We start from the raw sequence: 25,685 nt of genomic DNA on the forward strand, positions 1-25,685 counted from the left end.
TTATCCTTTTATCTCATAGTTTCTGGTATATAACTTAATTTAAGAGATTATTAAGTTATCAACATCTTTTTTGAACACCACTGATAATGTATTTTAGACATTGAGGAATAAATAAATGAACATAACATCTATAATTGAAAATAGTGGGATTACTTATGCATGCCCATCATGTGAGCATGGAAGACTATCGTATCAGTGGGGTGAAATAAAATACAAAGAAAGCTCATCGTCTCTCATTAATCATGCAAAAAGTGATGGGTGGCAATTAGAAGAATACGAAGGCATATTTTCTATCCCATTAAAATGCAACATGTGCGAACATCCTGTTTTTTGCACAGGGAAAAGTTATTACGTTATCACTGATGTAGTATATGATGATTTGGGATGTCCTGATTTAAAATATGAGATGGAAATACGCCCACAGTTTTTCACGCCACCACTCGAATATATAAAGATACCAAAACTATGCCCAGAGCTTGTAAAAAACACATTGATTGAGTCATTTTACATTGCTCCAATATCGTGTTCATCCGCAGCTAATAGAATTAGGGTATCTATTGAGATTCTCCTGGATAGCTTTAACATCCCAAAAGCTAAAAATTTACACTCACGGATTGAGTTAGCTAAAAAAAGCAATAGTGTTTTTGCACCTTTAGAAAAGGCAATGATTGCTATTAAATGGATTGGCAATGAAGGAAGCCATTCATCTATTCCGCTTGAAGATAACCATATAAAATCCGCATACCGTATAGTTTCTCATTTACTCGATGAATTATATGAACCAGAAAGTAGTTTGAAAGCTTTGGTTAGCAATATAAATACAAATAAGGGAATAATTAAATAGCAATCAAGCTATCTCTGTTTGTTAGCTTTTTTAGGTATTACATTTCCTGAGTCCAAACCGAGCCCGAATCTCTGCAATGTGCGACTTTGCGACATCAGGCTTCGACGGTATGTGCAACTGGGGTATCTGCTTGCGAGGTTCCGGAAGGACTTCGCCAGCCTTGATGCGGCGCGAAATCTTTCTGGTTTCGTCCGTCAGTCGCTTCCGGCACTCTGAGTCAGCTAGGTTGAAAGACTGCATCTGTCCATATACTGCGGTGATGATGTGAAAGCATGCCGGGCTTTCCCAAGGGTAGTTATCGCAGCCACCCATGATGCCCCGATCGCGACAGTACAGACGGAACATTTCGTAAAGCTGCTCTTCGTCAGGAATTCCGGCGGCCAGTGATTCCTCCTGATTGCACCAGGCGACAAACTGCCCCGGCGATGGCAAGAAGGGAATTTCCTGTTTGCGGGCAACCTTCATCCCGGCGTTAACTTGCTCGATACTGTGAATCCCGTTTTCGGCAAACGAAAGCACCCATTGCCTGCGTAATTCGTTCAGGTCTTCCTGCGTTTTGATGGATACCATCAGGGCCGGAAAAGCTGCTTTCAGCTGTCGGAACAGTTCGTTGAACACGCTCACTGCCTGCTGGGTAATCTGCTGCTTAGGCTTTTCAGGAGGAGCCATTGCCGATAGCGCCCGCCCATCACGGTTATTCACCGCGTTAACCAGATTTCTCATAGCTCTAGCCCCTCCGCCCAGTCGTTGTTGTCAAAGTCCAGATTCGGCCTGCCACCGGATGCCGGTGCGCCTGCCTGCTGCTTGCCACGCTTAATCGCCAGCTGGTCCCATTTGTCTCTGAGCTTGTCAGGGCAAAGGATGTTGCCCTGCCAGAAACTGTCCTGACAGGCCCACTTGAATAACTGGCAGATTTCTTTGTGGGTTCGATTATCCCGTTCCCGCATGAGCCGGATGTCGTTAGCCCAGGTGGCGTAGTTTGGTTTCTTCGCCGATGGGAATATTTCCTGCACTTTGCCAAAGAGCCATTCAGCAGCCCGAAGGTCTTCTTCCGATCCCCATTTGTTGCCACTCTGGATTGCAGCCCCCAGACGGAGAGCAGGAATATTTTTAAGGGACTTGTCAGAGGATTCGTCAGAATTCTCGGACGTAAGGTTTTTATTACTGTTCTTGTTCTTGTATTGGGTGTCTACCGTTTCCGGGAACCTTTTACCCGTTTTCGGGAAGGATTTTCCCGTTTTCGGGATTTTTCTTCCCGTTTCTGGTTTATCCAAAATCCATGCTGAAATTTCGGTATTTACACCCACAATTTTCATCATTCCCTGTTTCTGGCTAAAGATAATTTTCCGCTCTGCCAGAGATTTGATAGCGTCCGATACGTGGGTATCACTCAGGCCGGTCAGCTCGGCGATCACTGTATTCGTTACCCTGTCCTGTTTTTTATTCCATCCGTAGGTAAGCCATATCACTGCTTCAAAACACTGCCATTCTCGGCCTGATATTCTCAGTCGTGGCTTTAAACGCTGTATTTCGTTAGCAGTCTTGGTATACCCGTTGGACAGGTCAGCCATGTGACCTCCCGTATTTTCAGTTTTCTTTGGAAAGCTGATCACCTCCGCAAGGTTCATGATGTAACTCCCTGCCGGATGCCGGCTCTGTATTCTTCCAGGATGCGTGTAATTTCTTCGTATGTATCAGCGGACAGTATCAGGTGATCTGCATCCGGATATCTTTCGAGATATGAGTCAACAAGAAGCTCCAGCACTCGTCTGGCTTTCGATGCACTGAATAGCGGCATAGCGTCAGCACGGGTTATTTTCTTCTTCCCCGCAGCCTTAGCCTTATCCAGTTGCCCGACTGCAACAGATGTCGCATGCGGACCGTGTTCACGGGATAACGCCACCGCAGTTGTTGCCGCGACCTCGCCAGAACGAACCATGTCGAGCAGCTCAGTGCCACAACGGACCAGATCCAGATGCAGGTTAACGTCCGATACTGACCGTTTAACCTTTCTGGCAATCTCTGCCGGCTCCCAGCCCTGGTTAATCATCCGCAGATACGCAGAGCCACGCTCAATAGGTGTCAGCGGCTTACCCTGGGATGATGTGACCATGAATGCGATACGATCAGCATCAGACCCGACGAAGTCCTTACACTCAATGCGCAGGATCGGGTGCCCTGCTTCCGCAGCGGCCAGCGCCCCATAGTAGCGATGGTGACCATCCAGAATCTTTATACCTTTCTCTGTGACCTGAACGGCCAGCGGAGGCAGGTATTCACCGGCAATGAACGCATCCCGGAATTCGGCAACATGTTCCTGATCGATTTCGCGGACGTTAAAGCCAGGTTCGACGTACAGTTCAGACAGCGGTACCACGTAAGTTTTGTTAACTGACGTGCCGGTACCGTTTTTCTCTTTGTGCTTGTAAAGCTGATAAAGTGTAGACATAATAACTCCTGTGAATTGATCCAGTAATTCGCTATCAGGCCTCAAAGAATTCGCCGTTCTTTGGGGTCTTTTCATTTGTGAGTAATACCCGCAGTCGCTGGGCCAGCTCGTTAATCTGTTCGTCATCCACTCCCCACTCCAGAACCGCGAGAAGCAGTGACATCTTCGGAATGAAGCTGGCTTTCCAGCGCGATACCTGTGATTTATCAACGCCGATAGCCTTTGCTACGTTGCTCAGGCCAACTAAAGCAATTTTGTTCAATAACTTGCTTTCAATTGCGCGGGCCTTGTTGCGTGTGGTTGCTGTTTCCATTGCTTAATATCCTTGTGTGTTTAGTTGAGTGATCAGCGAGTGCTGTCACTTGAGGATTTGGCTTCCTGCACCAGGTAGCCGAGCAGACTGTTAAAGAGCGATGATTCTATTTTTGCTTATGCCGCTGACCGTGGCTTTCTGAACAAGTGAGGCATGTCTGGACGGATCTCATAGTTCTTGACCAGACCTTTAGTGGCTTTGACGATTAAAGGGACCTTCTCAGGGGATACCTTTGCTTTACCGCTCAACCACTTACCTACCGCTTGTTGAGTAACCCCACAGGCATCACCAAGTTTCTTTTGGGAGCCTACGTGGTCAATGGCGGCTTTAATTACGTTGTTCATAACAACCTCCATTGTGAATATGGTTGTCATTATAAAACTTTAGTTGTTTTGCTTGCAACAACTATATTCGTTTGAACATGAACAACCTACGTTGTAGGTTCTTAATATGAAAACTACTTTTGCAGAAAGACTGCGCGAGTCGCGGAAAAATAAAGGCCTATCCCAGAAGGCATTAGGTGAGATAGTCGGCATATCCCAAGCCGCAATACAGAAGCTTGAGAAGGGTCTGGCAACGTCATCCTCATATACAAGCCAAATTGCGGAAGCATTGGGAGTGCCATCAATCTGGCTGGCCACTGGTGAGGACAGGGGCGGCGAGTCAGTTCCTGATGAAAGTAAATGGGGTAAGTTGTCACCTTGGGATAGTCATACCCCTGTTGAGGATGATGAAGTAGAAGTGCATTTTTTAAAGGATATAGAATTCGCGTGCGGTGACGGAACTTACGGATCAGATGATCACAATGGCTTTATGCTTCGGTTTTCCAAGTCAACCCTACGGAGGGTTGGAGCGAATACCGATGGTTCTGGAGTTCTTTGCTTCCCCGCCACCGGCAATAGCATGGAACCCGTTATGCCTGACGGCACAACAGTGGCAGTTGATACAAACAACAAAAAGATCATTGATGGCAAGCTGTACGCCATCAATCACGGCGGGCTAAAGCGGATTAAACAGCTATACAAAATGCCTAATAATAAAATTAGCATTCGTAGCTTCAACAAAGATGAGTTTGTCGATCAGGAAGTCGATGCGAGTGAAATCGAAGTCATCGGCAGGGTATTCTGGTACTCCGTCATCATCTAAGCGAAGCATCGCTTACAAAATCCGCCAATGTGCGGATTTTTTTTCGCCCGGATCTCCAGAAAAAACAACCCAATAAAACCTCCCAATTTAAAAACAACAAAAATAAACAACCATTGTTGTTGACATGAAAACAACCATAGTTTTAAATAAGCACATCGAAACGAAACATCGATGCGGTAAACGGACTGCCTACCGCGCCGGACAAGAAGTCAGGCTGCTATTTAACAACAAGATTCCTACCTGGTGCAGGTAGGCCAGACACGAGAGTGTTTTGGGGTGTGGTGAATGCGTAGGCTGATGCGTAACTAAGTAAGGTCAAGGTGCATGCTCGGTAAGACCTGGACAATTACCCCTTTGCAAGCCGGAAGAAACCAGCACCGGCCACCATACCACCAAAACATTTACCTGGAGAAGATTATGAACGCAAGACAGCGATACAGAGCATTGCGCGCAGCCAATCATCGTAAGGCTGTAGAGGCTCAGGAGCGGCTTGAACGGAAGATTGAAGAAGGGATGGCAGGCTGCTCCCAAAGAGTAAGCAAGGCAGCCTACGGGACGCTAAGCCTGAGAAACAGAGAAGTAACATGCGAGGCTATTTGTATGCCAGATGTCGCAATTTACTCAGCCGGACACCGCACCAAAGGTGACCGGATTACATGCACCGGCCGGCAGAAGTCGCGCGGTCGTTCTATTCCTTTAGCTTAAAGGGATTTTATTACTATGTTGAACATTACTTCATCATCGATTAGTCGAGCCATATAAGGCGCTGTACATTGCTCATTAACGCAGCACGACCTAAAGCTTCCTACAAGATCCCACTGATTTGCGCTATTAATTGATGAGGCGACGATAAATCCATTTCTCGTGAGAATGTGAGGGGATCTCCATCGTGAAGGGGAATATATAATATCCCCCATAGAGCTAAACCATAGCTCTCCATGACCTAACTTTTTCAAAGTAGTTATCGCTTCAGATAAAATCATAAACCCTAACCTTGTTAAATTGTAAAAGCCCTACACCACACATTCAATATATACCCCAACAGCAGCCTTTGAGCTGCTTTTTTTATGCCTGTTATACAAGCGTCCATTCACTGAGTGGGCGGTTATATGACCACATTCAGGAGAGGATTATGGAAAGCACAGAGTTGCAGTTGTATGCCCTGCCAAAGACGGCCGGCGAACTGGAAGCGGCGTTTATCAGCGGTGATTATACCGACCGGCTGATTGAAGAAATCCGCGCCAAGGCAAAGTCAGTGGTTGGTGACATAAATACCGCTAAGGGGCGTAAAGCCTACATCAGCATGGCAGCCACCGTTCGCAGCTCAAAAGTAGCGATTGATGATGCCGGTAAGACGCTGGTCGCTGAAATGAAAAAGCGCCCTGCCCTGGTTGATGCCAGTCGCCGGAAGATTCGCGAGGCACTTGATGAACTGGCTATCGAAATCCGTCAGCCGGTGACCGATTGGGAAGCCGAGCAGGAGCGAATCAAGGCAGAGGAAGCAATGGCCGCCGCCCATGCTGAAGCGCTGGAAATGAACAACGCATTCGATAAAGCAGCAGCTGAGAAATTCGAGTCCGATCATGAAATCGCCCTGCTGATGAATGACAAGCATGACCGTGACCGCGCCGAAGCCGCACGGTTGGCAGAGCAGCAACGCATTGAGCATGAGCAGCGCATCGCCCGTGAAGCTGAAGAGCGTGTGAAGCGTGAGGCTGAGGAAAAAGCCAAGCGTGACCGCGAAGAAGCCGAGCGCCGGGAGCGTGAGCTACAAGCCGCAGCCGAAAAGGAAAAACAGGAGCGTATCGCCGCAGAGCAACGTGCCGAGCAGCAGCGTATCGAAGCCCAGCAACTGGCTGAGCGTCAGGCGCGTGAAGCCCGTGAAAAGGCTGAGCGTGATAAGCGGGAAGCTATCGAGGCCGAACGCCGCAAAGCCGCTCAGGTCGAGCAGGCTCGACTGGCTGAAGAAAAACGCATCAAAGATGAAGCCGACCGCCGGGCCAGAGATACCGAGCATCGTCGCAATATCAATCTCGCAGCAGTATCTGCACTGGTCGAATCCGGCCTGACCGAGGACTGTGCAAAAGCCTGCATCAAAGCAATCGCTAAAGGTCAGGTACCAGCAGTAACCATCAACTACTAACCAACGGAGTATCGCTAATGGCTACCACCATCGGCGGCGTCATTGGCGCTGCTACCAACCTGTTAAACCACGTTAAATCATTCACCACTACCCAGCTGGATCGCATTCAGAAATTCGTCAATGATGCTGCCCGTCCGGGGCCGGAGGCTTTCGCATGAGGTACATCATTCAGGGCCCAGAGCTGGTAATCGCATTCAGCGGGTCGGTTCACTTCTATCCGAATACACCGGCTGGTTATTTAGACATGGTCAGAGATTTCCGGAGGTCGAAATGAGTCTGAACCTGAAAATCGAATGCTCAGACGTACAGATGCGCGGAGCAATGAGGCCTGGGAAGGTCAGCGTATCTCTTGAGGATTGCGCGCTCGATGGCCTGACCTCGGAGCAGCAAACGGAACTCTGTGGCCAGATGGATTTTAACGTACTGGTTGAGTATGTGAATTCGCTTCTGGAGGTGAACCATGCTGCGTGAGCCGACATTTGCAGTTGCCGAAAGTATCGAAGCCCAACGATGGGATCGGCACTACGCCGAATTGAATTATGACGAAGCGGTGCGGGAACGGGCTGAAGAGTTGTCCGCCCTATTCCCTGACGACATCGAACTGTTCGCCGCGGCTAATCCGGCCTATGCATTCCTGCTGGCCAGCGATGACGCACAGGACGCTTACGCCGAGTTCATTGATCGCATCTGTCTGGATAAAGCAAAAGCCGAATGGAGCTAATCATGGAACCAGGTATCTATCACGACATTTCCAACCATGACTACCACACCGGCGCGGGTGTCAGTAAGTCACAGCTGGATGATATTGCTATCAGTCCGGCAATTTACCAGTGGCGCAAGCTCGCACCGGTTGATGAAGAAAAGACAGCGGCACTCGATATGGGTACTGCTCTGCACTGCCTGCTATTGGAACCAGAAGAGTTTAGCAAACGTTTTGAGATAGGTCCGGAGGTCAATCGTCGGACTGTCGCAGGGCGCGAAGAAGAGCAACAATTTCTGGAGCGATGCAAGCGGACGGGTATCACACCAATCACTCATGACGATGACAGGAAGCTGAAACTCATGCGAGACAGTGCCATGGCCCACACCGGTGCCCGTTGGTTGCTGGAGGCAGACGGATTCTGCGAAAGCTCAATTTACTGGCGGGATGACGAAACCGAAGAACTGTGCCGGATCAGGCCGGACAAGTTTCTCAAAGCGCAGCCGGTAATCGCTGACGTAAAAAAGGTCGCTGACATGGACCGATTCAGCCGTCACGTCGAAGAATTCCGGTACCACGTACAGGATGCCATGTATCGGGAGGGTTACCTGAAAGAATTTGGCGAATATCCCCTGTTCGTCTTCATCGCCGTCAGTGAAACCATCAATTGCGGCCGATACCCGGTCAGGGTGTTTGAACTCGAATCACAGGATGTCGAGGCCGGATATAACGAGTTCCGGAAAAACCTGACCACCTATCACGAATGCATCGCTACCGGTAATTGGGGCGGTGTTGAACGTCTTGCACGGCCCGAATGGGCCAGAAGGAGAGATTCCCTATGAGTCACGAAATCGCACAAGCACCGGCTAATGAAGCTGATACTAAAGCCGCTATTTTCAGTCCTAGCGGATTACAGAAGTTACAGGCCTTTGCTGAGGTCATGGCGCAAGGTAAGGCTACCGTACCAACTCATCTATCCGGCAAGCCTGCGGACTGCCTGGCAATCGCGTTACAGGCAGCACAATGGGGGATGAACCCTTACGCGGTTGCACAGAAGACGCACCTTGTAAACGGTACTTTGGGTTATGAGGCGCAACTGGTCAATGCGGTGATCACCAGCTCTACCGCTGTTCAGGGTCGTTTCAAATATGAGTATTCCGGAAACTGGGATAACTTCCGTCCCGGTGAGAAGAACTCGGATACAGAGAAAGGATTGTGTGTCCGTGTGGGTGCGGTGCTTCGCGGCGAAACGGAGGTCACCTGGGGAGAATGGCTGAATTTTGAGTTCGTCACCACCCGCAACTCACCGTTATGGAAAACAGCACCCAAGCAGCAGCTTGCTTATCTCGCTGTTAAATATTGGGCCCGGCTGTACTGTCCGGACGTGATCCTTGGTGTTTACACTCCAGATGAATTTGAACCGACTAAGCGGACTGAGCGGGATATCACGCCGGTGCGTACCTCGGGTGACCTGAACAACCTGATCAACCAGAAACCGGAACAGCAGGCTAATACTGTCCAACATCATACTGATGAGCGAAGTCCTGATGAAATCCTCGAAGCGTTTAAAGAAGCAGCCACCAAGGCCGCATCGCCTGCCGACCTGGATAAAGCCTACCGCTATGCAGCCCGGGCACTGGCCGGCACACAGGAATTACTGGATGTGGCCACCGACATTTATGGCCTACGCACCGATGAACTCAGTCAGAACGCGGCATAACAGGGAGCGCTAAATGGCAAGCAAAGGCGTCAACAAAGTAATACTCGTCGGGAATTTGGGGCAGGCCCCTGAAGTGCGGTATTTGCCCAATGGAGGGGCGGTAACCAACATCACGCTGGCAACATCGGAGAGCTGGCGGGATAAGCAGACAGGCGAGAACAAGGAAGTTACGGAATGGCATCGTGTGGTGCTGTTCGGAAAATTGGCAGAGGTCGCCGGGGAATACCTGCGTAAGGGATCGCAGGTCTATATCGAGGGCCAGCTTAAAACCCGCAAATGGCAGGACCAGGGTGGACAGGACCGGTACACAACGGAAGTGGTCGTGAATGTCGGCGGCACAATGCAGATGCTTGGTGGCCGACAAGGTGGATCGGGAGGGAATCAGGGTAGCCAGAACAGCGGCCAGCAGTCCGGTATCCCGCAGCAAGGATGGGGCCAGCCACAATCAGGCCACCAAAGGGACGATGAGCCACCATTCTGAATAAAATCACCCTCCCTATCCGGAGGGTTACTTATTGGAGGGGAACGTGAAGAAGATGAAAGCAATCGCATTAACCAGACCATGCAGTAACTGTCCATTTTTGGACTCTCCGCAGTCGATATCTCACACACTAAGGCCCGGGAGGCTGGCGGACATTAAATCAGGCCTTCTTGCTGATGATATGGCGCCGTTTCTGTGCCACAAAACACTCTCAGGCCATGAAGATGATAATGGCCAGTATCAGCATAGTGGCAAAGAATCGCACTGCATGGGTTCAATGGCATGGCTTTATCGTCAGGGCCGTTTTAATATCAGCATGAGACTCGCTGCAATGGATAAAACATGGCTCGAAAACCTGAAGCAAAGCGCCCTTTTGGTGGTGCGATGATCCAGAGAACAAGCATGCTGATAATCAGGGGCTGGTACCCTGCTTACATTAAGCGAATAGCGTTCCGCATTGCTCTGTGGGATGCGTACAGGAGGAAATGATGATACTCGCCGGATACGTCATCCTCATTATCTCCGGTAACCAGGCAACTCCCCTCACTGAAACAGTCTACCCCACCGAAACACAATGCCAGACTATCATTGACAGACTTCATACGCGGCGGCCGGCTGCAGAGTTATTGTGTGGAGAAGTTAAAAGAAATCAGATGACACAATAATAGAATTGCCAAGTAATCGGCCAAGTGGCAAAAATTATATTCACTTTAAGTTAAGGATTATGGCAATGGCAGATTTTTTTTATAACATAGTGGACTTCTCAAATTCCAAAATAGCAGTTAGTACAATAAGTAAGAGCATTCCCATCACTAGCCTAGACGCCACGGGGCATTACATAAGGGATTCTTCATTACTATTTAATGAGGAAAATTTAGATAAAACTTATCCTATTCAATTCGTAGCCCCTGAGCGAGATTCGGACATCGCCTTGCGCGCGCTAAAAATAGGCGACGAAATTTATATGTATCTATCTGAAAAAGAAGAAGATATTGAAAGGGTCAAAGAATGGGTGAATTTTCTTGATATAAAACCAGTATCTTAACCTAATGCCGCTCACCGAGGCTGCTTCGATGCCTAAAAACACAATTGCTGATCCACAGCTCAACATCGCAGTCTCGCCACATCATGGAGGTTGAGCTTTTATGTCGCTAAGTCAGCCGAACGATGTAATATCGGCTCAGGAGGGATGATTATGTCATTCAATATTTCGGCCAAGCCCGAAGAAGAGCGCGAGAGAATTAATGTCGCGTTGCCGTTTCCGTGTGGCAGCGACCCGATTGGTCAGAGGAAGGAAAAATGAGCCTCGGGGCTAATGAATGGGCCGCCATTGCTTCGGCTATTGCTTCATTTGGTAGCGTTGCAGTTGCAGCTATCACATATAGGCAGCAATCAGAAAATAATAAACAAGCAGAATTAGATAAGTTGACGGATAGGTTGATTGCTTTAGCTTCTAGAGCAAACTCATATAAAAACATTCAAGATAAATGGCTTCGTAGCTTTAATAATGCGGCAGATTTGGTTTATGCCATCGACTCTGCCGCATTCAGAATACTGTCTGTATCAAGAAAACATAAGTTGGATAAAGCTCAAATCAAAGACTTAAAGGCATACTTTGTTAATTATCTTTCATATCAGATAGTTGAAGAAATGAGATTGAAAGATATGCCTACCTTTGAAATGGATGCCAGCTATGGCATTGATGACTTTGATCATATATGTTTCCTCTGGAAGAGAGGGGTTGGATACTTAATGTCCGACAAAGAAATGTACCGCGCTTGATTAACATGACCACCCGCTCCGGCGGGTTTTTTATTGCCCAAAGGAAATCGCTATGACCCACGCCGACCCACTTGACCAGGCATCAGAACTGGAACATCAGCAGCTACAGGTGGCCATGGCTAACCGGCCTCTGCCTAAGCCATTCTCAGCAATTTGTCTGAACGGTGACTGCGGAACAGCATCGTTACCGAAATCCAATTACTGCTGCCCTGAATGCCGCGAAGATGCAGAGAAGCATGAACATGCCGCGAAGTTTAAACGTCACTAACCCCACCCACTAAATCACACCACCCTATCCCCGCACCGGTCACCGGCGGCATCGTCGTGCCTGCGGGTTGGGTAAAGGAGAATGCTATGAGTCAGGTTGTTTTACTCAAGCCCGCTAAGTGGGTAACCAAAGAAGTGTTAACCTTGACCACCGGCCTGAAGCCAGGAACGATCAGGCGGGCCCGGGAGAAATCCTGGTTGCTGGGACGCGAATACTTGCACGTATCCCCGGAAGGAGCGCCGCTTGAAACAAGCGAGTGTATGTATAACACGGAGGCAATTGAAAAATGGATTGAGTCCCAGATAAGGAAGCAACCAAACGGATTTGGAACAAAAGTGAAATCAGCCTTTAAGGCTTAAGAGAGGAAATATGTCAGAGAGGAAATATCCGCCGGGAGTAGAAAGCCATGGCGGATATCTGCGTATCAGTTTTATGTACAAGGGAGTCAGAGTTCGGGAAAAGCTATCCGTTCCTGACAACGCCAAAAACAGAAATCAGGCAGCAAAGCTACGTGAAACAGTAATCTATGGAATAAAAACGGGGACGTTTGACTATGCCAGTATGTTCCCGGCATCGGTTAACCTGCATAAGTTCTTTTCTGTTCAGGCTCCGATCACCCTCAATGAAGCTCTGTCTAAGTGGCTGGCAATAAAAGAAACAGAAGTGGCCGCATCAACCCACTCTGTTTACCAGAACATTTGCAGAACCATTCTCAGTTATCTTTCCGGCTCAAGAATGCTTGATTCAGTCACAGTAGAGGACATTCTTACCCTTCGCTCACGACTGCTTAAAGGTAAATTCTTTTCCGGGAGATACTTAAACCACGAAAGAAACGGAAGGTCAGTACCCTTCGTGAACGGATGCATAACACTCCTGTCGTCAGTTATGAAGTTCGCACACGAAAGCGGGTACATATCCCGGAACGTTACATTGTCTGTATCCCCCCTGAAGAAAGACAAGGTAAAACCAGACCCGCTAACGAGGGATGAATTTTACCGAATGATAGATTCATTGCGCACCAGACAAATGAAAAACCTGTGGTCACTGGCCGTTTTCACAGGAATGCGTCATGGGGAGTTATGCGCACTTTCATGGGGGGATATCGATACAAAGAACAGGACTATCTCAGTAAGAAGGAATCTTACATCAAAGGGCTACTTTACGGTCCCGAAAACCAACGCCGGTATCAGGAAAATATTTCTGATAGATGCCGCGTGGGAATCTCTGCGTGACCAGATGGAGTTAACCCGAATGATGCCAGAAAGTACCGTTTCAGTAATAAAGAGAGAGTACGGGAAAAAGGAAACTGAAGTGCTGGCATTCGTTTTTAGCCCAAAGATTAATGCAACAAAATCAGAGTCTGCAAATCACTACAGTGTTAAGTCACTCCCACAGACATGGAGAGCCGCACTTAAACTGGCGGGAATAAAAGACAGAAAGGCATACCAGTCCAGACACACATATGCATGCTGGTCATTGGCTGCCGGAGCAAACCCAAACTTCATAGCATCCCAAATGGGCCACACAAATGCTCAGATGGTACACAATGTTTATGGGACATGGATGCCAGATAATGATGAGTCACAGAGAGCTATCCTGAATGAAAAATTAAATGATTTTGTCCCATCACTGCCCCATGGAGTAATAGCAATGAATAATTAATATTTAAAAACAATATATTAACCACATCACACAGACATATTCATAATGTCCGTATAAGCGTTAACCAGTTTATTCCTTACCTGAACGCCCATTTGCAGAGATATTGTGGCTTTTTGCATCTCCAGCATCAGGTCATTAAGGGAAATATGACTATCCCCGGCATCGAATTTTTCCGAGTCAGACTGTGAGCGATTATAGTGCTGGCTGATATTGCCTAATGCCGACCGCAGTAAACCGCTGAATGACTGGCCCTGTTCTGCAGCTTTTTCTTTTCCGCCCGCAATCCCTGCCATTACTGACATCTCTGCGGAGACTTGCTGAATTAATGATGACATATATCTTCCTGCGAATAACCTTCAGTCAATAAAATCTACAACAGACACAAAATAATAAAGCGGGAATATACCCCTTAAAAAGCCGATTATTTCCGCCATCATTCACCGTCAACCGGTAAATAATGCGGGATATTGCCCCCCTGCCCTCATCACGTAATACAGGAGAATGATGTGTTGTTAACAGAAATAAGGCCAGGCTCTGTGGCCGGGATATTCCAATGACAATAAACCCTGCAGATATTTCGACAACATTTTCCGCCAGAGCACAACACCTTCTGGAGAAGTTACGCACTTCCGCAGGTATCCCGCTGATTTTTGCTGCCGCAGTCTCTGTGGCAATCGTCGTCGGTTTAGTACTCTGGGCTAAAGCTCCGGATTATAAAATGCTGTACAACAATATTTCCGAACAGGACGGCGGAAATATTATCAGCAGCCTGGGGCAGATGAATGTGCCTTACCGGCTGGATGAAAATACCGGCAATATTCTGGTACCTGCCAGCCAGGTACGTGAACTGCGTCTGAAACTGGCTGAGCAGGGGTTGCCGCGCGGTGGCAGCACAGGATTTGAGCTGCTGGATCACGAAAAATTCGGTATCAGCCAGTTCAGTGAGCAAATCAATTATCAGCGGGCGCTTGAAGGTGAGCTGGCGCGGACTATCGAAAGCCTCGGGGCGGTCCGTACTGCCCGCGTTCACCTGGCCGTCCCTAAAGCCTCGGTCTTTGTCAGAGATAATGCGTTACCGACGGCATCGGTCACTTTACAGTTGCAGCCGGGACGGGCGCTGGATGATGGCCAGGTCAATGCTATTGTGCATATGGTGTCAAGCAGCGTCAGTCGTTTACCCCCGGCTAATGTGACCATCATTGACCAGAATGGTGCGTTGCTGACCAGTTCCGTCTCCGGCGGACAGTTACTGAATAGCGTACAGCTGAAATATACCGCCGAAGTCGAGCGTAATATGCGTCAGCGGATCGAAGATATTCTCGGACCGGTGGTCGGCCGTGGCAATGTCCGGGCCCAGGTCACAGCAGAAATCAATTTTGATAAACAGGAACAAACCGACGAACATTATACGCCAAATAATAAACCGGATAGCCAGGCGATACGCTCACAACAGTCCAGCGACAGTCAGCAAAATGGCGGAATATTACCAGGCGGTGTGCCCGGGGCGCTGACCAATCAGCCATCCCCGGCCCCTGTTGCGCCGGTGACCACGCCGCAAACTGCCCCGCCAGCGACTCCGGCGGCACAAAATGGCGCAGCCACCAGCACGGCGGCCGGTACAGCGGCCAGAGCCCGTGCCACAGTTCCCCAAAATCAGCAGTCACAGCATGACTCAACCACTAACTATGAACTTGACCGGACAGTCAGGCATACGCAACTCAATACCGGTGATATAAAACGGTTGTCCGTGGCCGTGGTAGTCAATTATCAGGCCGGCGAACAGGGAAAAGCCCGGGCTCTGCCGGAGCAACAGTTACAGCAGATCACCGCCCTGACGAAGGAAGCAATGGGGTTTTCTGCCAGCCGCGGTGACTCAGTCAGGCTGGTAAATACGCCCTTTAACCGTGTGACAGACGATAACAGTCCGCCTTTGTGGAAAACACCGCAGTTTGCTGACCTGCTGCTGTCTGGCGGCCGGTGGCTGATAGTGATTATTGCTGCCCTGCTGCTTTACCGTAAAGCCGTGAAGCCGCTTCTCGAACAACGCCGTGCTGCAGCCAGTCAGGAAAAAGATATCGCCCTGTCCTCGTCTGCGCCGGAAACTGAACCTGACAATAGCAGTGACGGCACCTTACAGGAAACGGCACGCAAGGCACAACAGCGTATCAATAGTGAAATTTTAAGCAGGCGTATCCGCGAGATGTCAGAAAACGACCCGCAGGTGGTCGCACTGGTAGTCCGTGACTGGATGGGGAATGAACTATGACACTGAACGGAACAACAAAAAGTGCCATTCTGATGATGGCACTGGGAGAAGAACGGGCTGCCGGGGTGTTCCGGCATCTTAACCAGCGAGAGGTCCAGCACCTCAGTGCAGCCATGGCTACCATGAAACAGGTGTCTCATCAACAGCTGACCAGCGTATTACAACAGTTTGAAAAAGAAGCCGGTCAGTATGCCGCCCTGAACCTGAATAATAATGAATATCTGCGGACCGTTCTGGTCAAAGCACTGGGAGAGGAACGGGCCAGTAGTCTGCTGGAGGATATTCTTGATACCCGCGATACAACGTCAGGAATGGATGCCCTGAACCTGATGGATCCGCCTTCCGCGGCCGACCTGATCCGTGAAGAGCACCCGCAAATTATTGCTACTATCCTGGTACACCTTAAACGGCCTCAGGCCGCGGATATTCTGGCACAGTTCGATGATAAATTGCGCCAGGATGTGATGCTGAGGATTGCCACTTTCGGCGGAGTGCAGCCTGCGGCTCTGGCCGAACTGACCGAAGTACTGAATAACCTGCTCGACGGACAAAACCTTAAACGCGCCAAAATGGGCGGGGTACGCACTGCGGCTGAAATCCTCAATCTGATGAAGTCCCAGCAGGAAGAGTCTGTCATTGAAGCGGTCCGTGAGTTTGATAACGAACTGGCGCAAAAAATTATTGATGAAATGTTCCTGTTTGAAAATCTGGTCGATGTGGATGACCGCAGTATTCAGCGCCTGCTGCAGGAAGTCGATTCAGAGCAGTTGCTGGTTGCTCTGAAAGGGGCTCAGCCACCGCTACGCGAAAAATTCCTAAACAATATGTCCACACGGGCTGCAGATATTTTGCGTGACGATTTAAGCAGCCGTGGCCCGGTAAGGATGTCAGCCGTGGAAAACGAACAAAAAGCGATACTGTTAATTGTCCGCCGCCTGGCCGAGTCAGGCGATATTGTGATCGGAGGGGCAGATGAAACCTACGTCTGAGTTACCGGAAAATATGCACTGGCGCAAATGGCAGCCCGAACATTTTGAACTGCCTGCTCCCGTGGCAGCAGAGCCGGAAACTCTGTCCGCCGCAGAGCCGGATACGGCTGAAGTCATTAACAGTGCACCGCTCACAACACCCTGCGCCCCCGCGGAACCCTTGCCGGAGCAGCAGCGGCAGCAGATATGGCAGCAAGGTTATCAGCAGGGATTTACCGCCGGTGAAACATCCGGACATCAGGCCGGATATCTCGAGGGGAAACTGGCTGCCGGACAGCTGCCGCCGCCACCTCAGCCGGCACCGGAACAACAACAGATCCGCCAACTGGCGGAAAGTTTTGCCCATTCGTTACAGATAATCGACGCGGTTATCACCAGCCGGTTATTACAGCTGGCACTGCAGATTGCCTTACAGATCACCGGTGACGCGGTTAAATGTGACAGCCAGCGGGTTGCCAGGCAGATCAGCCGCTTGCTGGAACAGGACCCGCTGTTCAGCGGAACGCCACAGTTACGGGTTCATCCGCAGGATTTGCCACTGGCGGAGAAAATATTCGCCGAACAAATCGCGGCCCGTGGCTGGAAGCTGGCCGGTGATACTGCTCTGCAGCCCGGCGATTGCCTGTTACAGGGGGAGGAAGGCCAACTGAATTGCAGCATCTCAGATCGCTGGCTGGCACTTTGTCAGAGAGCGCAAACAGGAGCCTGCTGATGCAATATCCTTTCGAACGCTGGCTGCAGCAACTGGATCGTTTTGAAACATCATTACTGTCTCTGCCAGAGGTCCGGCGCTACGGGCAACTGACCCGGGCCACGGGGCTGGTGCTGGAAGCCAGCGGACTGATATTACCGCTGGGGGCGGTCTGTCTGATTGAGCGCAGGAATGCACCTCCGGCCGAGACCGAAGTCGTCGGATTCAGTCACCATAAGCTGTTCCTGATGCCGCTGGAAAATACCGACGGACTGACACCCGGAGCCAGAGTGTTTGCTGCCGGACAGAGTCATACCGGTAATGGCGAAGGGAAACAACTGCCCCTCGGCCCGTCGCTGCTCGGCCGGGTGCTCGACAGTAATGGCCGCCCGCTGGATAACCTGCCCCCGCCGCGGGTGACTGATTACGGATCCCTGTGCAGTCGCCCGATAAACCCGCTGCAACGCACACCGATTCAGCAGGTGCTGGATACGGGGATCCGCGCGATTAACGGGTTGCTGACCGTTGGCCGTGGTCAGCGCATGGGGCTGTTTGCCGGATCCGGGGTCGGGAAAAGCGTGCTGCTGGGAATGATGGCCCGTTATACCCGCGCGGATGTGATTGTGGTCGGGTTGATTGGGGAGCGTGGACGGGAAGTCAAAGATTTTATTGACAATATTCTCGGTGCAGAAGGTCTGGCACGTTCGGTGGTGATTGCGGCTCCGGCCGACCTTTCGCCCTTACTGCGTATGCAGGGAGCTGCCTACGCGACACGGATTGCTGAAGATTTCCGTGATCGCGGTCAGCATGTGTTGTTAATTATGGACTCCCTGACTCGTTATGCGATGGCCCAGCGGGAAATAGCCCTGGCGATGGGTGAACCTCCGGCAACCCGCGGGTACCCTCCTTCAGTCTTTGCCCGTTTACCGGCTCTGGTCGAACGGGCGGGCAACGGTGATGATGGCAAGGGATCGGTTACTGCCTTTTATACGGTACTGACCGAAGGTGATGATCCCCAGGACCCGATTGCCGATGCGGCCAGGGCTATTCTCGACGGCCATATTGTCCTGTCACGGCAACTTGCCGAGGCAGGCCATTATCCGGCCATCGACATTGAAGCGTCAATAAGCCGTGTAATGTATGAATTAGTCAGTGGATCACAACTGCAACAGGCACGTTATTGTAAGCAACTGCTTTCAGCCTGGCAGCGCAACCATGATTTGATCAGTGTCGGTGCGTATGTCTCTGGCAGCGATCCGTTGCTGGATGAAGCGATCAGACTGCATCAGGTAATGACCGCTTATCTGCAACAGGGTATCCGGCAGTATTGCAGTTATGCGTCTGCCTGTGAGCAGCTGGAACATTTGTTTAGTCGTCCGGAGGAACAGTCATGAATAACCGCCCCGTACTTGTCACCCTTTGTGAGCTGGCCAGCAACCAGGCCGACAACGCAGCCCGGCAACTGGGTCAGCTGCAATCGGCACAGCAACAGGCCCTGAACCAGCAACAACTGCTGACCGGTTACTATCAGGATTACCAGCAATACCTGCACCAGAAGATACAACCGGGGATGCCTGTCGGCCACTGGGATGACTATCAGCAGTTTCTTCCTGCGGTGCAACAGGCGATCAGCCTGCAGCAGCAGGCAATACAACAGGGTGAGCAGTATATCGCCAGCGCACTGGCGTACTGGCAGAGCAAAAAACAACGACTGAATGCGTTGCAGACATTGCTGCACCGCCATCAGCAACGCCTGAATGCGCAGCAACAGCGACAACAGCAAAAACTGACTGATGAATTTTCTGCCCGCCGTTTTCACGGAGCACAATCATGTCGCAGCTGATTATCCTGGCGCAGGCGCTGAATAAAATCAGTAGCCACAGTAACAACCTGTCTGCGGGAAAACCCGTCGCGGCCTGGCCTTTCTCCGACCTGATTTCCTCGCCTAACGGGCTGATAACCGCTAAATCCGGCCGCCACCCGATCGCGAAAAAGGCGACAGTTCTGCCGTCCGGTAATAACATCACCGCCAGTCATATCACGCCATTGCTGGCCATGCTGACAACACCGGTTATCCCCGGCAGGCTGATGCCTCCAGCCGGGACAGAACTGCGGGAACGTCTGGCAGGCCCGCTGACAAGCACGGGTCTGCCAGACCACCGGTCTGCATCCCCGCGTCATCTTCCGCCCGCCGCCACAGATATCATGACGCAGTCGTCTGACCAACATCTCCCCCGACAGTCGCGGTTCCCTGTCCTGCCCAGCGGGGATTCCCGCCAGCACTTACCGGTAACCGGCAAACGGCCAGCACCGGCTGCGCCAGCGAGGGGGCAGCATCCGTTGACGGCAGAAACACCCCTTGCGGCCGGGCCCCGCCAGTCGGTGCCGCCCATACCATTGTTCAGGGTGCCGCAGGCCAGTCCGGCGCCGGTCAGTGACCATATCCGGCCGGCACCGGTCTCAGCGTCCACTGCACACACTCACTTGCCGTCGATCATCGCCTTATGCAGCGATAACGGGGGGCCTCTGGCTGCCGGGCGGGCGATGACCGCCAGCACACCGGTAAGTGTTCCCGCGGACAACCCGGCATGGCAACAACAACTGAGCCGTCAGGTGATTTTTATGCATCAGCAAGGCTTACACACGGCGGAACTGCGCTTACATCCGCAGGAACTCGGCAGTCTGAAAATTTCGCTGGTGATGAAAAGCGATCAGGCGTACCTGACGTTATTGTCCGGCCACAGCCAGGTCAGAACGGTACTGGAAGCGGCATTACCCGACCTGCGACATGCACTGGCCGGGAATGGTATCAGTCTGGGAGGAAGTTTCGTCGGTAACGAGGACCCCTCATCGTCGTCAATGTTTACCCCGCCGGATAGCCGACAATACCCGTCGGGCTCCCCTGCCGGCAGCTCGCTGGCCAGCGAAGATCCGCCGGTGATGCATAACACTGCCGGCGTCAGGATGCTGACACTGACCGACGGCCGGGTCGACCTCTTCGCCTGAAACGCTGTGTCATCACCCTGGCTGATGGTACCGGTATATCCGGAAGTATGCTGCTCTCTGTTCAGAAACAGGCTCTTTTCGGCCCATTGTCCGGTGATTAACCCGTGATAATCCCGGGCAGCAGCAAAGATTTACCTCTATCAAGGAACTGATTTAGCTAATGACTACACTCCCGAGAAAGAAAACAGCAAAGCGTCTGTTACTGTCGCTGATGGTTATTGTGATTCTGATCGCTGCCTGCACGATTGCCGGTTACAGTTTTCTGAAAATGAAACAATCCGATCCGGGAACGCAGAAAAAAACAGCGACTGTCGCTGCCCTTCCCCCGGCCAGCCCGGTATTCCTGGCGCTGGATGCCTTTACGGTGAATCTGCCAGCCAGTACCCCCGACGATGAAGACAAGGTTCTGTATGCCGGATTTACTCTGCGCCTGCCCGATGAGGCGACCCGCAACCGGCTTAACCAGTATTTACCGGAAGTCCGCAGCCGTCTGATTTTACTGCTGACCAGCCAGAATCAGCGGGATCTGGAAACAGAACAGGGTAAGCATGACCTGACCGGAAAAATTAAACAGGTACTGGCACCGTCATTTATACCCGGTCAGCCGCCACAGGTGATTAACGATGTACTTTTCACATCCTTTATTCTGAGATAATCCATGGCTGACAATATTCTTTCTCAGGCTGAAATTGACCAGCTCCTGAATGGCGATAACGGCAGTAACGACAGCACAGCAAGCCCGCTGCACGGCGAAGAAGCGGTTAAAGCTTATGACCCGGCGACCCAGCGCCGGATTGTGCGTGAGCGTCTGCAGGCGCTGGAAATTATTAATGAACGTTTTGCCCGCCAGTTCAGGATGGGATTATTTAATCTGTTGCGCCGCAGCCCTGATATCAGCGTCGGGCAGGTTAATATTCAGCCCTATCAGGAGTTTGCCCGTAATTTACCGGTGCCGACCAACCTGAACCTTATCCATCTGAAGCCCCTGCGTGGTACCGCACTGGTGGTGTTCTCACCCAGCCTGGTGTTTATCGCTGTGGATAATCTGTTTGGCGGCGATGGACGCTTTCCGACCAAAGTTGAAGGCCGGGAATTTACGTATACAGAACAGCGGGTGATCCACCGGATGCTGAAACTGGCACTGGATAGCTACAGTGAAGCATGGCAGGCGATTTATCCGTTATCAATAGAATTTGTCCGTTCAGAAATGCAGGTCAAATTTACTAATATCACTACGTCACCAAACGATATTGTGGTGAATACCCCGTTCCAGGTAGAAATTGGTAATCTGGTGGGTGAGTTTAATATCTGTATTCCATTTCCGATGATCGAACCATTACGCGAATTGCTGGTGAATCCTCCCCTGGAAAATTCCCGTCAGGAAGATAGCCAGTGGCGTGAAACCCTGGTCAGAGAAGTACAGCTTTCAGCACTGCAAGTCACCGCCCACTTCGCCGATATCGCCCTGCCCCTGTCGCGGATTTTAACCCTGAAAACAGGGGATATCCTGCCACTGGATAAGCCTCAGCATGTGACAGCACATGTCGATAATGTGCCGGTATTTACCGGACAGCATGGCATTTTAAACGACCAGTATGCCCTGCGTGTACTGACACTGATTAATCCGACATTACACTCTTTGCACGAGGATCAGCCTGATGAGTGATATACAGCATCCGTCAGAAAATAACGGGCCAGAGCAGGACCTGTGGGCCGAGGCTATGCAGCAACAGGCGGCTACAGTGACCGACACTGTCCCGCCGCAGACCGCCAGCGAGGATGCCCCGGACACGGCGGAAGCACAGGATGTCAGCCTGATTATGGATGTTCCGGTACGGCTGACGGTGGAGCTGGGCCGGACCCGGATGACCATTAAAGATCTGCTGCGTCTGACGCGGGGATCGATCGTCCCGCTGGAAGGGCTGGCCGGTGAACCTCTGGATATTCTGATCAATAGTTATCTGATAGCCCAGGGGGAAGTGGTGGTGGTTAACGATAAATATGGCGTCAGGATCACCGATATTATCACCCCGTCAGAACGTATGCGTCGTCTGAGCCGCTAATCATGCCACTGCAATCATTAACCGGTACGCCTGTTCCATCCGACAACCTGTTCGCGCTACAGGATATCGCCCACACCAGTGCTGTTTTACTGGTGTTACTGGCGGTGCTGTTTGCCCTGCGCTGGCTGCTTAAAAAACAGCGCATTACCCGCCATACGGGCCGTAGCGGGCTACAGATCAATGACAGCCTTGTCGTAGGTCAGCATGAGAAAATTGTGGTGGTAGCATTGTCTGACTGCCAGCTGGTACTGGGGGTAACAGCTCAGCAAATCACCCACCTTTACACATTACCTGCCACAGAGCCGCCCGCGGCGCCTGCTTCTCCGGCCACCGACAGCCAGACTTTTCTGCTGCGCTTACAGACGCTGCTGACACATAGAGGATACCGACAATGAAATTGTCACTGCCTTGTCTGTTATTACTTTGTCTGATCCCCGCCGCGGGATATGGGGCACCCGTGCCATTACAATCACTGACGGCTGACAGTCCGGACTGGCCCCTGCCGGTGCAAACTCTGGTGTTTATCGGGGCACTGACACTGCTACCGGCGGCCTTACTGATGATGACCAGCTTTACCCGAATAATTATTGTCTTTGGCCTGTTACGCAGTGCACTTGGCACGCCGTCGGCCCCGCCGAACCAGGTGATGCTCGGGCTGGCTCTGTTTCTGACTTTTTTTGTGATGTCACCGACCCTCGACCAGGTATACCAGCAGGCCTGGCTGCCTTTCAGTGAAAACCGGCTGCCTGCCGGAGAGGCACTGGCTGCAGGCAGCCGTCCGCTGGCCCGGTTTATGCTGAAACAAACCCGTGAATCAGATTTGGCCCTGTTTGTCCGGCTGGCGAAGCATCCGCCAATCCAGCGTCCCGAAGATGTTCCTATGCGTATTCTTGTTCCGGCCTATATCACCAGCGAATTAAAGACAGCCTTCAGGATTGGCTTTACAGTATTTATTCCTTTCCTGATTATCGATTTAGTGGTCGCCAGCATACTGATGGCGCTGGGAATGATGATGGTGCCCCCGGCAACGATTTCTTTACCCTTTAAGCTGATGTTATTTGTGCTGGCTAATGGCTGGCAGGTGCTGATTGGTTCACTGGCACAGAGTTTTATTCAATAACCCTGCGGATTACCGTTTAAACCTGATAAGGAATAGCTGATGTCTCCTGAAGCTGTGATGTCCGTAGGACAAAATGCGATGAAAGTCGCATTGTTGCTGGCATCCCCGCCATTGCTGGCGGCACTGGTCAGCGGATTAGTGATCAGTTTATTGCAGGCTGCCACCCAGATTAATGAACAAACGTTATCTTTTATCCCGAAAATTCTGGCTGTGGTGCTGACCCTGCTGATTGCCGGTCCGTGGATGCTGAATCTTTTACTGGAATATATGCGCAGTATTCTGACTTCCGTGGCTTTTGCGACGAGTTAGAGGCGATGAATTCTGCCAGTATCAGCCAGCTGTCAGCCATGGTCAGTGATTTTTTCTGGCCATTCTGCCGGATTCTGGCCCTGATCAGCGCCGCACCGTTGCTGAGCGAAAAACAGGTCAGTCCGCGGGTAAAAACAGGGCTGGCGCTGGCCATTTGCGGGCTGATTACCCCGTTACTGCCAGCCAGTGGTATTTCGTTATTTTCCCTGGCGGGGATACTGACCCTTGGTCAGCAATATATGATTGGTACCGCGCTTGGCTGGGGGATGACATTTGCCTTCGCCGCGGTCCGGCTGGCGGGTGAAGTCACAGGCCTGCAGATGGGACTGTCATTTGCCTCATTTTATGATCAGTCCAGTCACAGTACTGTATCGGTACTGGCCCGGATTTATTATATGCTGGCCCTGTTATTGTTCCTCAGTTTTAATGGTCATCTGTGGTTACTGGAAACAGTGACAGAGTCTTTTTCTGCTCTGCCCGTCGGCGTTCGCTCTCTGTCACCGGGGGGAGTCAACGCCCTGTGCCAGTTCGCGGCAATAATATTCAGCAGTGCCCTGCGGCTGGCCCTGCCATTGATTATGTTTCTGCTGACCCTGAACCTGACTCTTGGCTTGCTTAACCGCATGTCACCACAATTATCGGTATTCGTGGTCGGGTTCCCCCTGACACTGACCCTCGGTATTCTCAGCAGCAGGTTATTATTTCCATGGTTTATACCTTATACCAGTCAGTTATTTAGTCGAATATCAGAGCAACTGAGCGGAATATTATTACAATGACTGGTATTCACAGGAACTGGCTGATACTCTGTCCCGGCTAATGATTTGCTTGCGGGATTATAATAATACAATACGCTGGTGGGGCCATTCATCACCTGAGCCTGATGAACTATACCCTGGCATATAAATAAAAATCTTATAAAAACATTGCTGTACTTTTTTCAGACACCGGATGCTTTTGTGATACTTTTTGCTAATACTAAACCTTCCTGCCGGATGTGTTTTGTATTTCGCGTGTATGTGTGATTTTTTCATTCGGGCAGGAACATATTTATGTCAAGCGTTATTATCGATCCATGTCATTTCACCCGGACCGGATTAAAAGAGTATCTTAATTCGCAAGGAGTAATAAGCCACTGCTGTCAGGGTGTCATTAATCCGCAACAATTGAAATGCACACTGGATAGTTTAACACCTTCTCTGGTATTTATTTCTGAACAATGTCTGGATAACCATTGCCGGGAAAACTCAGAAATTAAAAAAGTCATCGCTCAATATCCCGATACTGTATTTTTTATTTTTATGGCATTGCCTAACAGTCATTTCAGCGATCACCTCTATCTGCGTGAGAATATTATTGTCACCACCAAGGCACTGGATAAACTTTCACTGGAACGTCTTATCTCCCCTTATCTGAGCAAAACAGGCAAAAAATTCTCACGCCGTAGCCGTCAGCCAGTCGCGAAACCGGTGGCTTTAAGCCGTGCAGAATCAGATATGCTGAAAATGTGGATGTCCGGCTACGACACCTTACAAATTGCCGGGCTGATGCAGATAAAAGCAAAAACTATCTCTTCCCATAAAGGCAATATTAAGAAAAAAATTAAGACGCAGAATAAACAGGTAATTTATCATCTGGTGAAACTGACTCAGACGCTGACCACTGGTCTTCATTCCGGACACTGACAGCCGTTTTTTACGCAGCAGAGCGGATATGCTCTGCTGCGGGCTGCC

General features: G+C 50.6%; 35 protein-coding genes. 29 read left to right on the forward strand and 6 right to left on the reverse strand.

The genetic code is table 11. The features are described from left to right. Positions 1–115 precede the first annotated feature (115 nt). Positions 116–844, forward strand: coding sequence for a DUF4145 domain-containing protein (locus JK216_RS10690; RefSeq protein ID WP_212711892.1), 729 nt, complete (start codon positions 116–118; stop codon positions 842–844). Positions 845–874: 30 nt separating this feature from the next. Here the strand turns inward: JK216_RS10690 and JK216_RS10695 are convergent, their stop codons facing one another. The 5 genes from JK216_RS10695 to JK216_RS10715 form a co-directional block, all read right to left on the reverse strand. Beyond that, on the reverse strand, positions 875–1,567 hold the full coding sequence (locus tag JK216_RS10695) for a replication protein P (RefSeq protein WP_212711893.1): 693 nt from the start codon (positions 1,565–1,567) through the stop codon (positions 875–877). Then, the gene (locus JK216_RS10700) at positions 1,564–2,475 is read right to left on the reverse strand and encodes a replication protein (protein ID WP_212711901.1); all 912 of its coding nucleotides are present in this window, start codon (positions 2,473–2,475) and stop codon (positions 1,564–1,566) included. The genes JK216_RS10695 and JK216_RS10700 overlap by 4 nt, the downstream gene beginning before the upstream one ends. Further along, positions 2,469–3,293 (reverse strand): DNA-binding protein, encoded by an 825-nt coding sequence (locus JK216_RS10705; protein WP_212711894.1) that lies wholly within the window; start codon positions 3,291–3,293, stop codon positions 2,469–2,471. The genes JK216_RS10700 and JK216_RS10705 overlap by 7 nt, the downstream gene beginning before the upstream one ends. A gap of 34 nt (positions 3,294–3,327) precedes the next feature. Next, positions 3,328–3,606: a CII family transcriptional regulator gene (locus tag JK216_RS10710; RefSeq protein ID WP_212711895.1), complete on the reverse strand. Its 279-nt coding sequence runs from the start codon at positions 3,604–3,606 to the stop codon at positions 3,328–3,330. Positions 3,607–3,722: 116 nt separating this feature from the next. Then, positions 3,723–3,950, reverse strand: a complete 228-nt coding sequence (locus JK216_RS10715) for a helix-turn-helix domain-containing protein (protein WP_212711896.1) — start codon at positions 3,948–3,950, stop codon at positions 3,723–3,725. Positions 3,951–4,056: 106 nt separating this feature from the next. Between JK216_RS10715 and JK216_RS10720 the strand changes: the two genes are divergently transcribed. The 14 genes from JK216_RS10720 to JK216_RS10785 all read left to right on the forward strand — a co-directional run bounded on the left by JK216_RS10720 (position 4,057) and on the right by JK216_RS10785 (position 13,508). Further along, on the forward strand, positions 4,057–4,752 hold the full coding sequence (locus tag JK216_RS10720; protein WP_212711897.1) for a helix-turn-helix transcriptional regulator: 696 nt from the start codon (positions 4,057–4,059) through the stop codon (positions 4,750–4,752). Positions 4,753–5,884: 1,132 nt separating this feature from the next. Continuing rightward, positions 5,885–6,895 (forward strand): hypothetical protein, encoded by a 1,011-nt coding sequence (locus JK216_RS10725; protein ID WP_212715380.1) that lies wholly within the window; start codon positions 5,885–5,887, stop codon positions 6,893–6,895. Between the two features lie 17 nt (positions 6,896–6,912). Further along, positions 6,913–7,053: a hypothetical protein gene (locus JK216_RS10730; RefSeq protein WP_212710414.1), complete on the forward strand. Its 141-nt coding sequence runs from the start codon at positions 6,913–6,915 to the stop codon at positions 7,051–7,053. Positions 7,054–7,165: 112 nt separating this feature from the next. Then, on the forward strand, positions 7,166–7,366 hold the full coding sequence (locus tag JK216_RS10735; protein ID WP_212711783.1) for a hypothetical protein: 201 nt from the start codon (positions 7,166–7,168) through the stop codon (positions 7,364–7,366). Then, complete coding sequence (locus tag JK216_RS10740; protein WP_212710412.1) at positions 7,356–7,616, forward strand: hypothetical protein; 261 nt, start codon at positions 7,356–7,358, stop codon at positions 7,614–7,616. Before JK216_RS10735 ends, JK216_RS10740 begins: the two co-directional genes overlap by 11 nt. Before the next feature lie 2 nt (positions 7,617–7,618). Beyond that, positions 7,619–8,437: a PD-(D/E)XK nuclease-like domain-containing protein gene (locus JK216_RS10745; protein ID WP_212711785.1), complete on the forward strand. Its 819-nt coding sequence runs from the start codon at positions 7,619–7,621 to the stop codon at positions 8,435–8,437. Next, positions 8,434–9,315, forward strand: coding sequence for a RecT family recombinase (locus JK216_RS10750; RefSeq protein WP_212711786.1), 882 nt, complete (start codon positions 8,434–8,436; stop codon positions 9,313–9,315). The genes JK216_RS10745 and JK216_RS10750 overlap by 4 nt, the downstream gene beginning before the upstream one ends. Positions 9,316–9,328: 13 nt before the next feature. Further along, positions 9,329–9,796, forward strand: a complete 468-nt coding sequence (locus JK216_RS10755) for a single-stranded DNA-binding protein (protein ID WP_212711787.1) — start codon at positions 9,329–9,331, stop codon at positions 9,794–9,796. Positions 9,797–9,851: 55 nt separating this feature from the next. Next, positions 9,852–10,184, forward strand: a complete 333-nt coding sequence (locus JK216_RS10760; protein ID WP_212710656.1) for a hypothetical protein — start codon at positions 9,852–9,854, stop codon at positions 10,182–10,184. Between the two features lie 342 nt (positions 10,185–10,526). Further along, on the forward strand, positions 10,527–10,841 hold the full coding sequence (locus JK216_RS10765) for a hypothetical protein (RefSeq protein ID WP_212711788.1): 315 nt from the start codon (positions 10,527–10,529) through the stop codon (positions 10,839–10,841). A gap of 254 nt (positions 10,842–11,095) precedes the next feature. Beyond that, positions 11,096–11,578, forward strand: coding sequence for a hypothetical protein (locus tag JK216_RS10770; RefSeq protein WP_212711789.1), 483 nt, complete (start codon positions 11,096–11,098; stop codon positions 11,576–11,578). Between the two features lie 52 nt (positions 11,579–11,630). Further along, positions 11,631–11,846, forward strand: coding sequence for a hypothetical protein (locus tag JK216_RS10775; RefSeq protein WP_212711790.1), 216 nt, complete (start codon positions 11,631–11,633; stop codon positions 11,844–11,846). A gap of 86 nt (positions 11,847–11,932) precedes the next feature. Then, on the forward strand, positions 11,933–12,205 hold the full coding sequence (xisR, locus tag JK216_RS10780) for an excisionase family protein (protein ID WP_212709287.1): 273 nt from the start codon (positions 11,933–11,935) through the stop codon (positions 12,203–12,205). A gap of 10 nt (positions 12,206–12,215) precedes the next feature. After that, positions 12,216–13,508 (forward strand): DUF3596 domain-containing protein, encoded by a 1,293-nt coding sequence (locus tag JK216_RS10785; RefSeq protein WP_212711791.1) that lies wholly within the window; start codon positions 12,216–12,218, stop codon positions 13,506–13,508. A gap of 26 nt (positions 13,509–13,534) precedes the next feature. Here JK216_RS10785 and fliE read toward each other — a convergent pair whose 3' ends face one another. Next, on the reverse strand, positions 13,535–13,843 hold the full coding sequence (gene fliE, locus JK216_RS10790; protein WP_212711792.1) for a flagellar hook-basal body complex protein FliE: 309 nt from the start codon (positions 13,841–13,843) through the stop codon (positions 13,535–13,537). A 218-nt stretch (positions 13,844–14,061) separates the two neighbouring features. Here fliE and fliF point away from each other — a divergent pair, with 218 nt between their 5' ends. The 14 genes from fliF to rcsA all read left to right on the forward strand — a co-directional run bounded on the left by fliF (position 14,062) and on the right by rcsA (position 25,637). Beyond that, positions 14,062–15,774 carry a flagellar basal-body MS-ring/collar protein FliF gene (gene fliF, locus JK216_RS10795; RefSeq protein ID WP_212710649.1) on the forward strand — a complete coding sequence of 571 codons (1,713 nt, stop codon included), beginning with the start codon at positions 14,062–14,064 and terminating at the stop codon, positions 15,772–15,774. Next, positions 15,771–16,763 carry a flagellar motor switch protein FliG gene (gene fliG, locus JK216_RS10800; protein WP_212711793.1) on the forward strand — a complete coding sequence of 331 codons (993 nt, stop codon included), beginning with the start codon at positions 15,771–15,773 and terminating at the stop codon, positions 16,761–16,763. Before fliF ends, fliG begins: the two co-directional genes overlap by 4 nt. Then, complete coding sequence (locus JK216_RS10805; protein WP_212711794.1) at positions 16,747–17,475, forward strand: FliH/SctL family protein; 729 nt, start codon at positions 16,747–16,749, stop codon at positions 17,473–17,475. Before fliG ends, JK216_RS10805 begins: the two co-directional genes overlap by 17 nt. Further along, a complete protein-coding gene (gene fliI / locus JK216_RS10810) occupies positions 17,475–18,848 on the forward strand; it encodes a flagellar protein export ATPase FliI (protein WP_212710646.1) in 1,374 nt (457 codons plus the stop codon). Before JK216_RS10805 ends, fliI begins: the two co-directional genes overlap by 1 nt. Then, complete coding sequence (gene fliJ, locus JK216_RS10815; RefSeq protein ID WP_212710645.1) at positions 18,845–19,297, forward strand: flagellar export protein FliJ; 453 nt, start codon at positions 18,845–18,847, stop codon at positions 19,295–19,297. The genes fliI and fliJ overlap by 4 nt, the downstream gene beginning before the upstream one ends. Further along, entirely contained in the window at positions 19,285–20,460 is a 1,176-nt protein-coding gene (locus tag JK216_RS10820) for a flagellar hook-length control protein FliK (RefSeq protein WP_212711795.1), read from the forward strand. The genes fliJ and JK216_RS10820 overlap by 13 nt, the downstream gene beginning before the upstream one ends. 160 nt (positions 20,461–20,620) lie before the next feature. Then, positions 20,621–21,115 carry a flagellar basal body-associated protein FliL gene (gene fliL, locus JK216_RS10825; protein ID WP_212710643.1) on the forward strand — a complete coding sequence of 165 codons (495 nt, stop codon included), beginning with the start codon at positions 20,621–20,623 and terminating at the stop codon, positions 21,113–21,115. Positions 21,116–21,118: 3 nt separating this feature from the next. Beyond that, a complete protein-coding gene (gene fliM / locus JK216_RS10830; RefSeq protein ID WP_212710642.1) occupies positions 21,119–22,126 on the forward strand; it encodes a flagellar motor switch protein FliM in 1,008 nt (335 codons plus the stop codon). Then, positions 22,119–22,523, forward strand: a complete 405-nt coding sequence (gene fliN / locus JK216_RS10835; RefSeq protein WP_212709298.1) for a flagellar motor switch protein FliN — start codon at positions 22,119–22,121, stop codon at positions 22,521–22,523. Before fliM ends, fliN begins: the two co-directional genes overlap by 8 nt. A 2-nt stretch (positions 22,524–22,525) precedes the next feature. Continuing rightward, positions 22,526–22,918 carry a flagellar biosynthetic protein FliO gene (gene fliO / locus JK216_RS10840; protein WP_212711796.1) on the forward strand — a complete coding sequence of 131 codons (393 nt, stop codon included), beginning with the start codon at positions 22,526–22,528 and terminating at the stop codon, positions 22,916–22,918. Next, the gene (gene fliP / locus JK216_RS10845) at positions 22,915–23,643 is read left to right on the forward strand and encodes a flagellar type III secretion system pore protein FliP (RefSeq protein WP_212709300.1); all 729 of its coding nucleotides are present in this window, start codon (positions 22,915–22,917) and stop codon (positions 23,641–23,643) included. Before fliO ends, fliP begins: the two co-directional genes overlap by 4 nt. 39 nt (positions 23,644–23,682) lie before the next feature. After that, positions 23,683–23,952, forward strand: coding sequence for a flagellar biosynthesis protein FliQ (gene fliQ, locus JK216_RS10850; RefSeq protein WP_212709301.1), 270 nt, complete (start codon positions 23,683–23,685; stop codon positions 23,950–23,952). A 5-nt stretch (positions 23,953–23,957) separates the two neighbouring features. After that, positions 23,958–24,731: a flagellar biosynthetic protein FliR gene (gene fliR / locus JK216_RS10855; protein WP_212711797.1), complete on the forward strand. Its 774-nt coding sequence runs from the start codon at positions 23,958–23,960 to the stop codon at positions 24,729–24,731. Positions 24,732–25,004: 273 nt separating this feature from the next. Next, positions 25,005–25,637, forward strand: a complete 633-nt coding sequence (gene rcsA, locus JK216_RS10860) for a transcriptional regulator RcsA (protein ID WP_212711798.1) — start codon at positions 25,005–25,007, stop codon at positions 25,635–25,637. Positions 25,638–25,685: the final 48 nt, after the last annotated feature.

Origin of the sequence: Tatumella sp. JGM94 (assembly GCF_018257595.1) — a bacterium.
Taxonomy (GTDB): Bacteria; Pseudomonadota; Gammaproteobacteria; order Enterobacterales; family Enterobacteriaceae; genus Tatumella; species Tatumella punctata.

Coding starts and splice junctions, on each gene's coding strand:
- JK216_RS10720 (WP_212711897.1), top strand. CDS start 4,057: ATGAAAACTACTTTTGCAGAAAGACTGCGCGAGTCGCGGAAAAATAAA.
- JK216_RS10730 (WP_212710414.1), top strand. CDS start 6,913: ATGGCTACCACCATCGGCGGCGTCATTGGCGCTGCTACCAACCTGTTA.
- JK216_RS10715 (WP_212711896.1), bottom strand. CDS start 3,950: ATGAACAACGTAATTAAAGCCGCCATTGACCACGTAGGCTCCCAAAAG.
- JK216_RS10820 (WP_212711795.1), top strand. CDS start 19,285: ATGTCGCAGCTGATTATCCTGGCGCAGGCGCTGAATAAAATCAGTAGC.
- fliG (WP_212711793.1), top strand. CDS start 15,771: ATGACACTGAACGGAACAACAAAAAGTGCCATTCTGATGATGGCACTG.
- fliQ (WP_212709301.1), top strand. CDS start 23,683: ATGTCTCCTGAAGCTGTGATGTCCGTAGGACAAAATGCGATGAAAGTC.
- JK216_RS10765 (WP_212711788.1), top strand. CDS start 10,527: ATGGCAGATTTTTTTTATAACATAGTGGACTTCTCAAATTCCAAAATA.
- fliR (WP_212711797.1), top strand. CDS start 23,958: ATGAATTCTGCCAGTATCAGCCAGCTGTCAGCCATGGTCAGTGATTTT.
- fliN (WP_212709298.1), top strand. CDS start 22,119: ATGAGTGATATACAGCATCCGTCAGAAAATAACGGGCCAGAGCAGGAC.
- JK216_RS10690 (WP_212711892.1), top strand. CDS start 116: ATGAACATAACATCTATAATTGAAAATAGTGGGATTACTTATGCATGC.
- rcsA (WP_212711798.1), top strand. CDS start 25,005: ATGTCAAGCGTTATTATCGATCCATGTCATTTCACCCGGACCGGATTA.
- fliE (WP_212711792.1), bottom strand. CDS start 13,843: ATGTCATCATTAATTCAGCAAGTCTCCGCAGAGATGTCAGTAATGGCA.
- xisR (WP_212709287.1), top strand. CDS start 11,933: ATGAGTCAGGTTGTTTTACTCAAGCCCGCTAAGTGGGTAACCAAAGAA.
- JK216_RS10805 (WP_212711794.1), top strand. CDS start 16,747: ATGAAACCTACGTCTGAGTTACCGGAAAATATGCACTGGCGCAAATGG.
- JK216_RS10705 (WP_212711894.1), bottom strand. CDS start 3,293: ATGTCTACACTTTATCAGCTTTACAAGCACAAAGAGAAAAACGGTACC.
- JK216_RS10740 (WP_212710412.1), top strand. CDS start 7,356: ATGCTGCGTGAGCCGACATTTGCAGTTGCCGAAAGTATCGAAGCCCAA.
- fliL (WP_212710643.1), top strand. CDS start 20,621: ATGACTACACTCCCGAGAAAGAAAACAGCAAAGCGTCTGTTACTGTCG.
- fliP (WP_212709300.1), top strand. CDS start 22,915: ATGAAATTGTCACTGCCTTGTCTGTTATTACTTTGTCTGATCCCCGCC.
- JK216_RS10785 (WP_212711791.1), top strand. CDS start 12,216: ATGTCAGAGAGGAAATATCCGCCGGGAGTAGAAAGCCATGGCGGATAT.
- fliM (WP_212710642.1), top strand. CDS start 21,119: ATGGCTGACAATATTCTTTCTCAGGCTGAAATTGACCAGCTCCTGAAT.
- fliF (WP_212710649.1), top strand. CDS start 14,062: ATGACAATAAACCCTGCAGATATTTCGACAACATTTTCCGCCAGAGCA.
- JK216_RS10750 (WP_212711786.1), top strand. CDS start 8,434: ATGAGTCACGAAATCGCACAAGCACCGGCTAATGAAGCTGATACTAAA.
- JK216_RS10760 (WP_212710656.1), top strand. CDS start 9,852: ATGAAAGCAATCGCATTAACCAGACCATGCAGTAACTGTCCATTTTTG.
- JK216_RS10710 (WP_212711895.1), bottom strand. CDS start 3,606: ATGGAAACAGCAACCACACGCAACAAGGCCCGCGCAATTGAAAGCAAG.
- JK216_RS10755 (WP_212711787.1), top strand. CDS start 9,329: ATGGCAAGCAAAGGCGTCAACAAAGTAATACTCGTCGGGAATTTGGGG.
- JK216_RS10735 (WP_212711783.1), top strand. CDS start 7,166: ATGAGTCTGAACCTGAAAATCGAATGCTCAGACGTACAGATGCGCGGA.
- fliO (WP_212711796.1), top strand. CDS start 22,526: ATGCCACTGCAATCATTAACCGGTACGCCTGTTCCATCCGACAACCTG.
- JK216_RS10725 (WP_212715380.1), top strand. CDS start 5,885: ATGGAAAGCACAGAGTTGCAGTTGTATGCCCTGCCAAAGACGGCCGGC.
- JK216_RS10770 (WP_212711789.1), top strand. CDS start 11,096: ATGAGCCTCGGGGCTAATGAATGGGCCGCCATTGCTTCGGCTATTGCT.
- JK216_RS10695 (WP_212711893.1), bottom strand. CDS start 1,567: ATGAGAAATCTGGTTAACGCGGTGAATAACCGTGATGGGCGGGCGCTA.
- fliI (WP_212710646.1), top strand. CDS start 17,475: ATGCAATATCCTTTCGAACGCTGGCTGCAGCAACTGGATCGTTTTGAA.
- JK216_RS10775 (WP_212711790.1), top strand. CDS start 11,631: ATGACCCACGCCGACCCACTTGACCAGGCATCAGAACTGGAACATCAG.
- JK216_RS10745 (WP_212711785.1), top strand. CDS start 7,619: ATGGAACCAGGTATCTATCACGACATTTCCAACCATGACTACCACACC.
- fliJ (WP_212710645.1), top strand. CDS start 18,845: ATGAATAACCGCCCCGTACTTGTCACCCTTTGTGAGCTGGCCAGCAAC.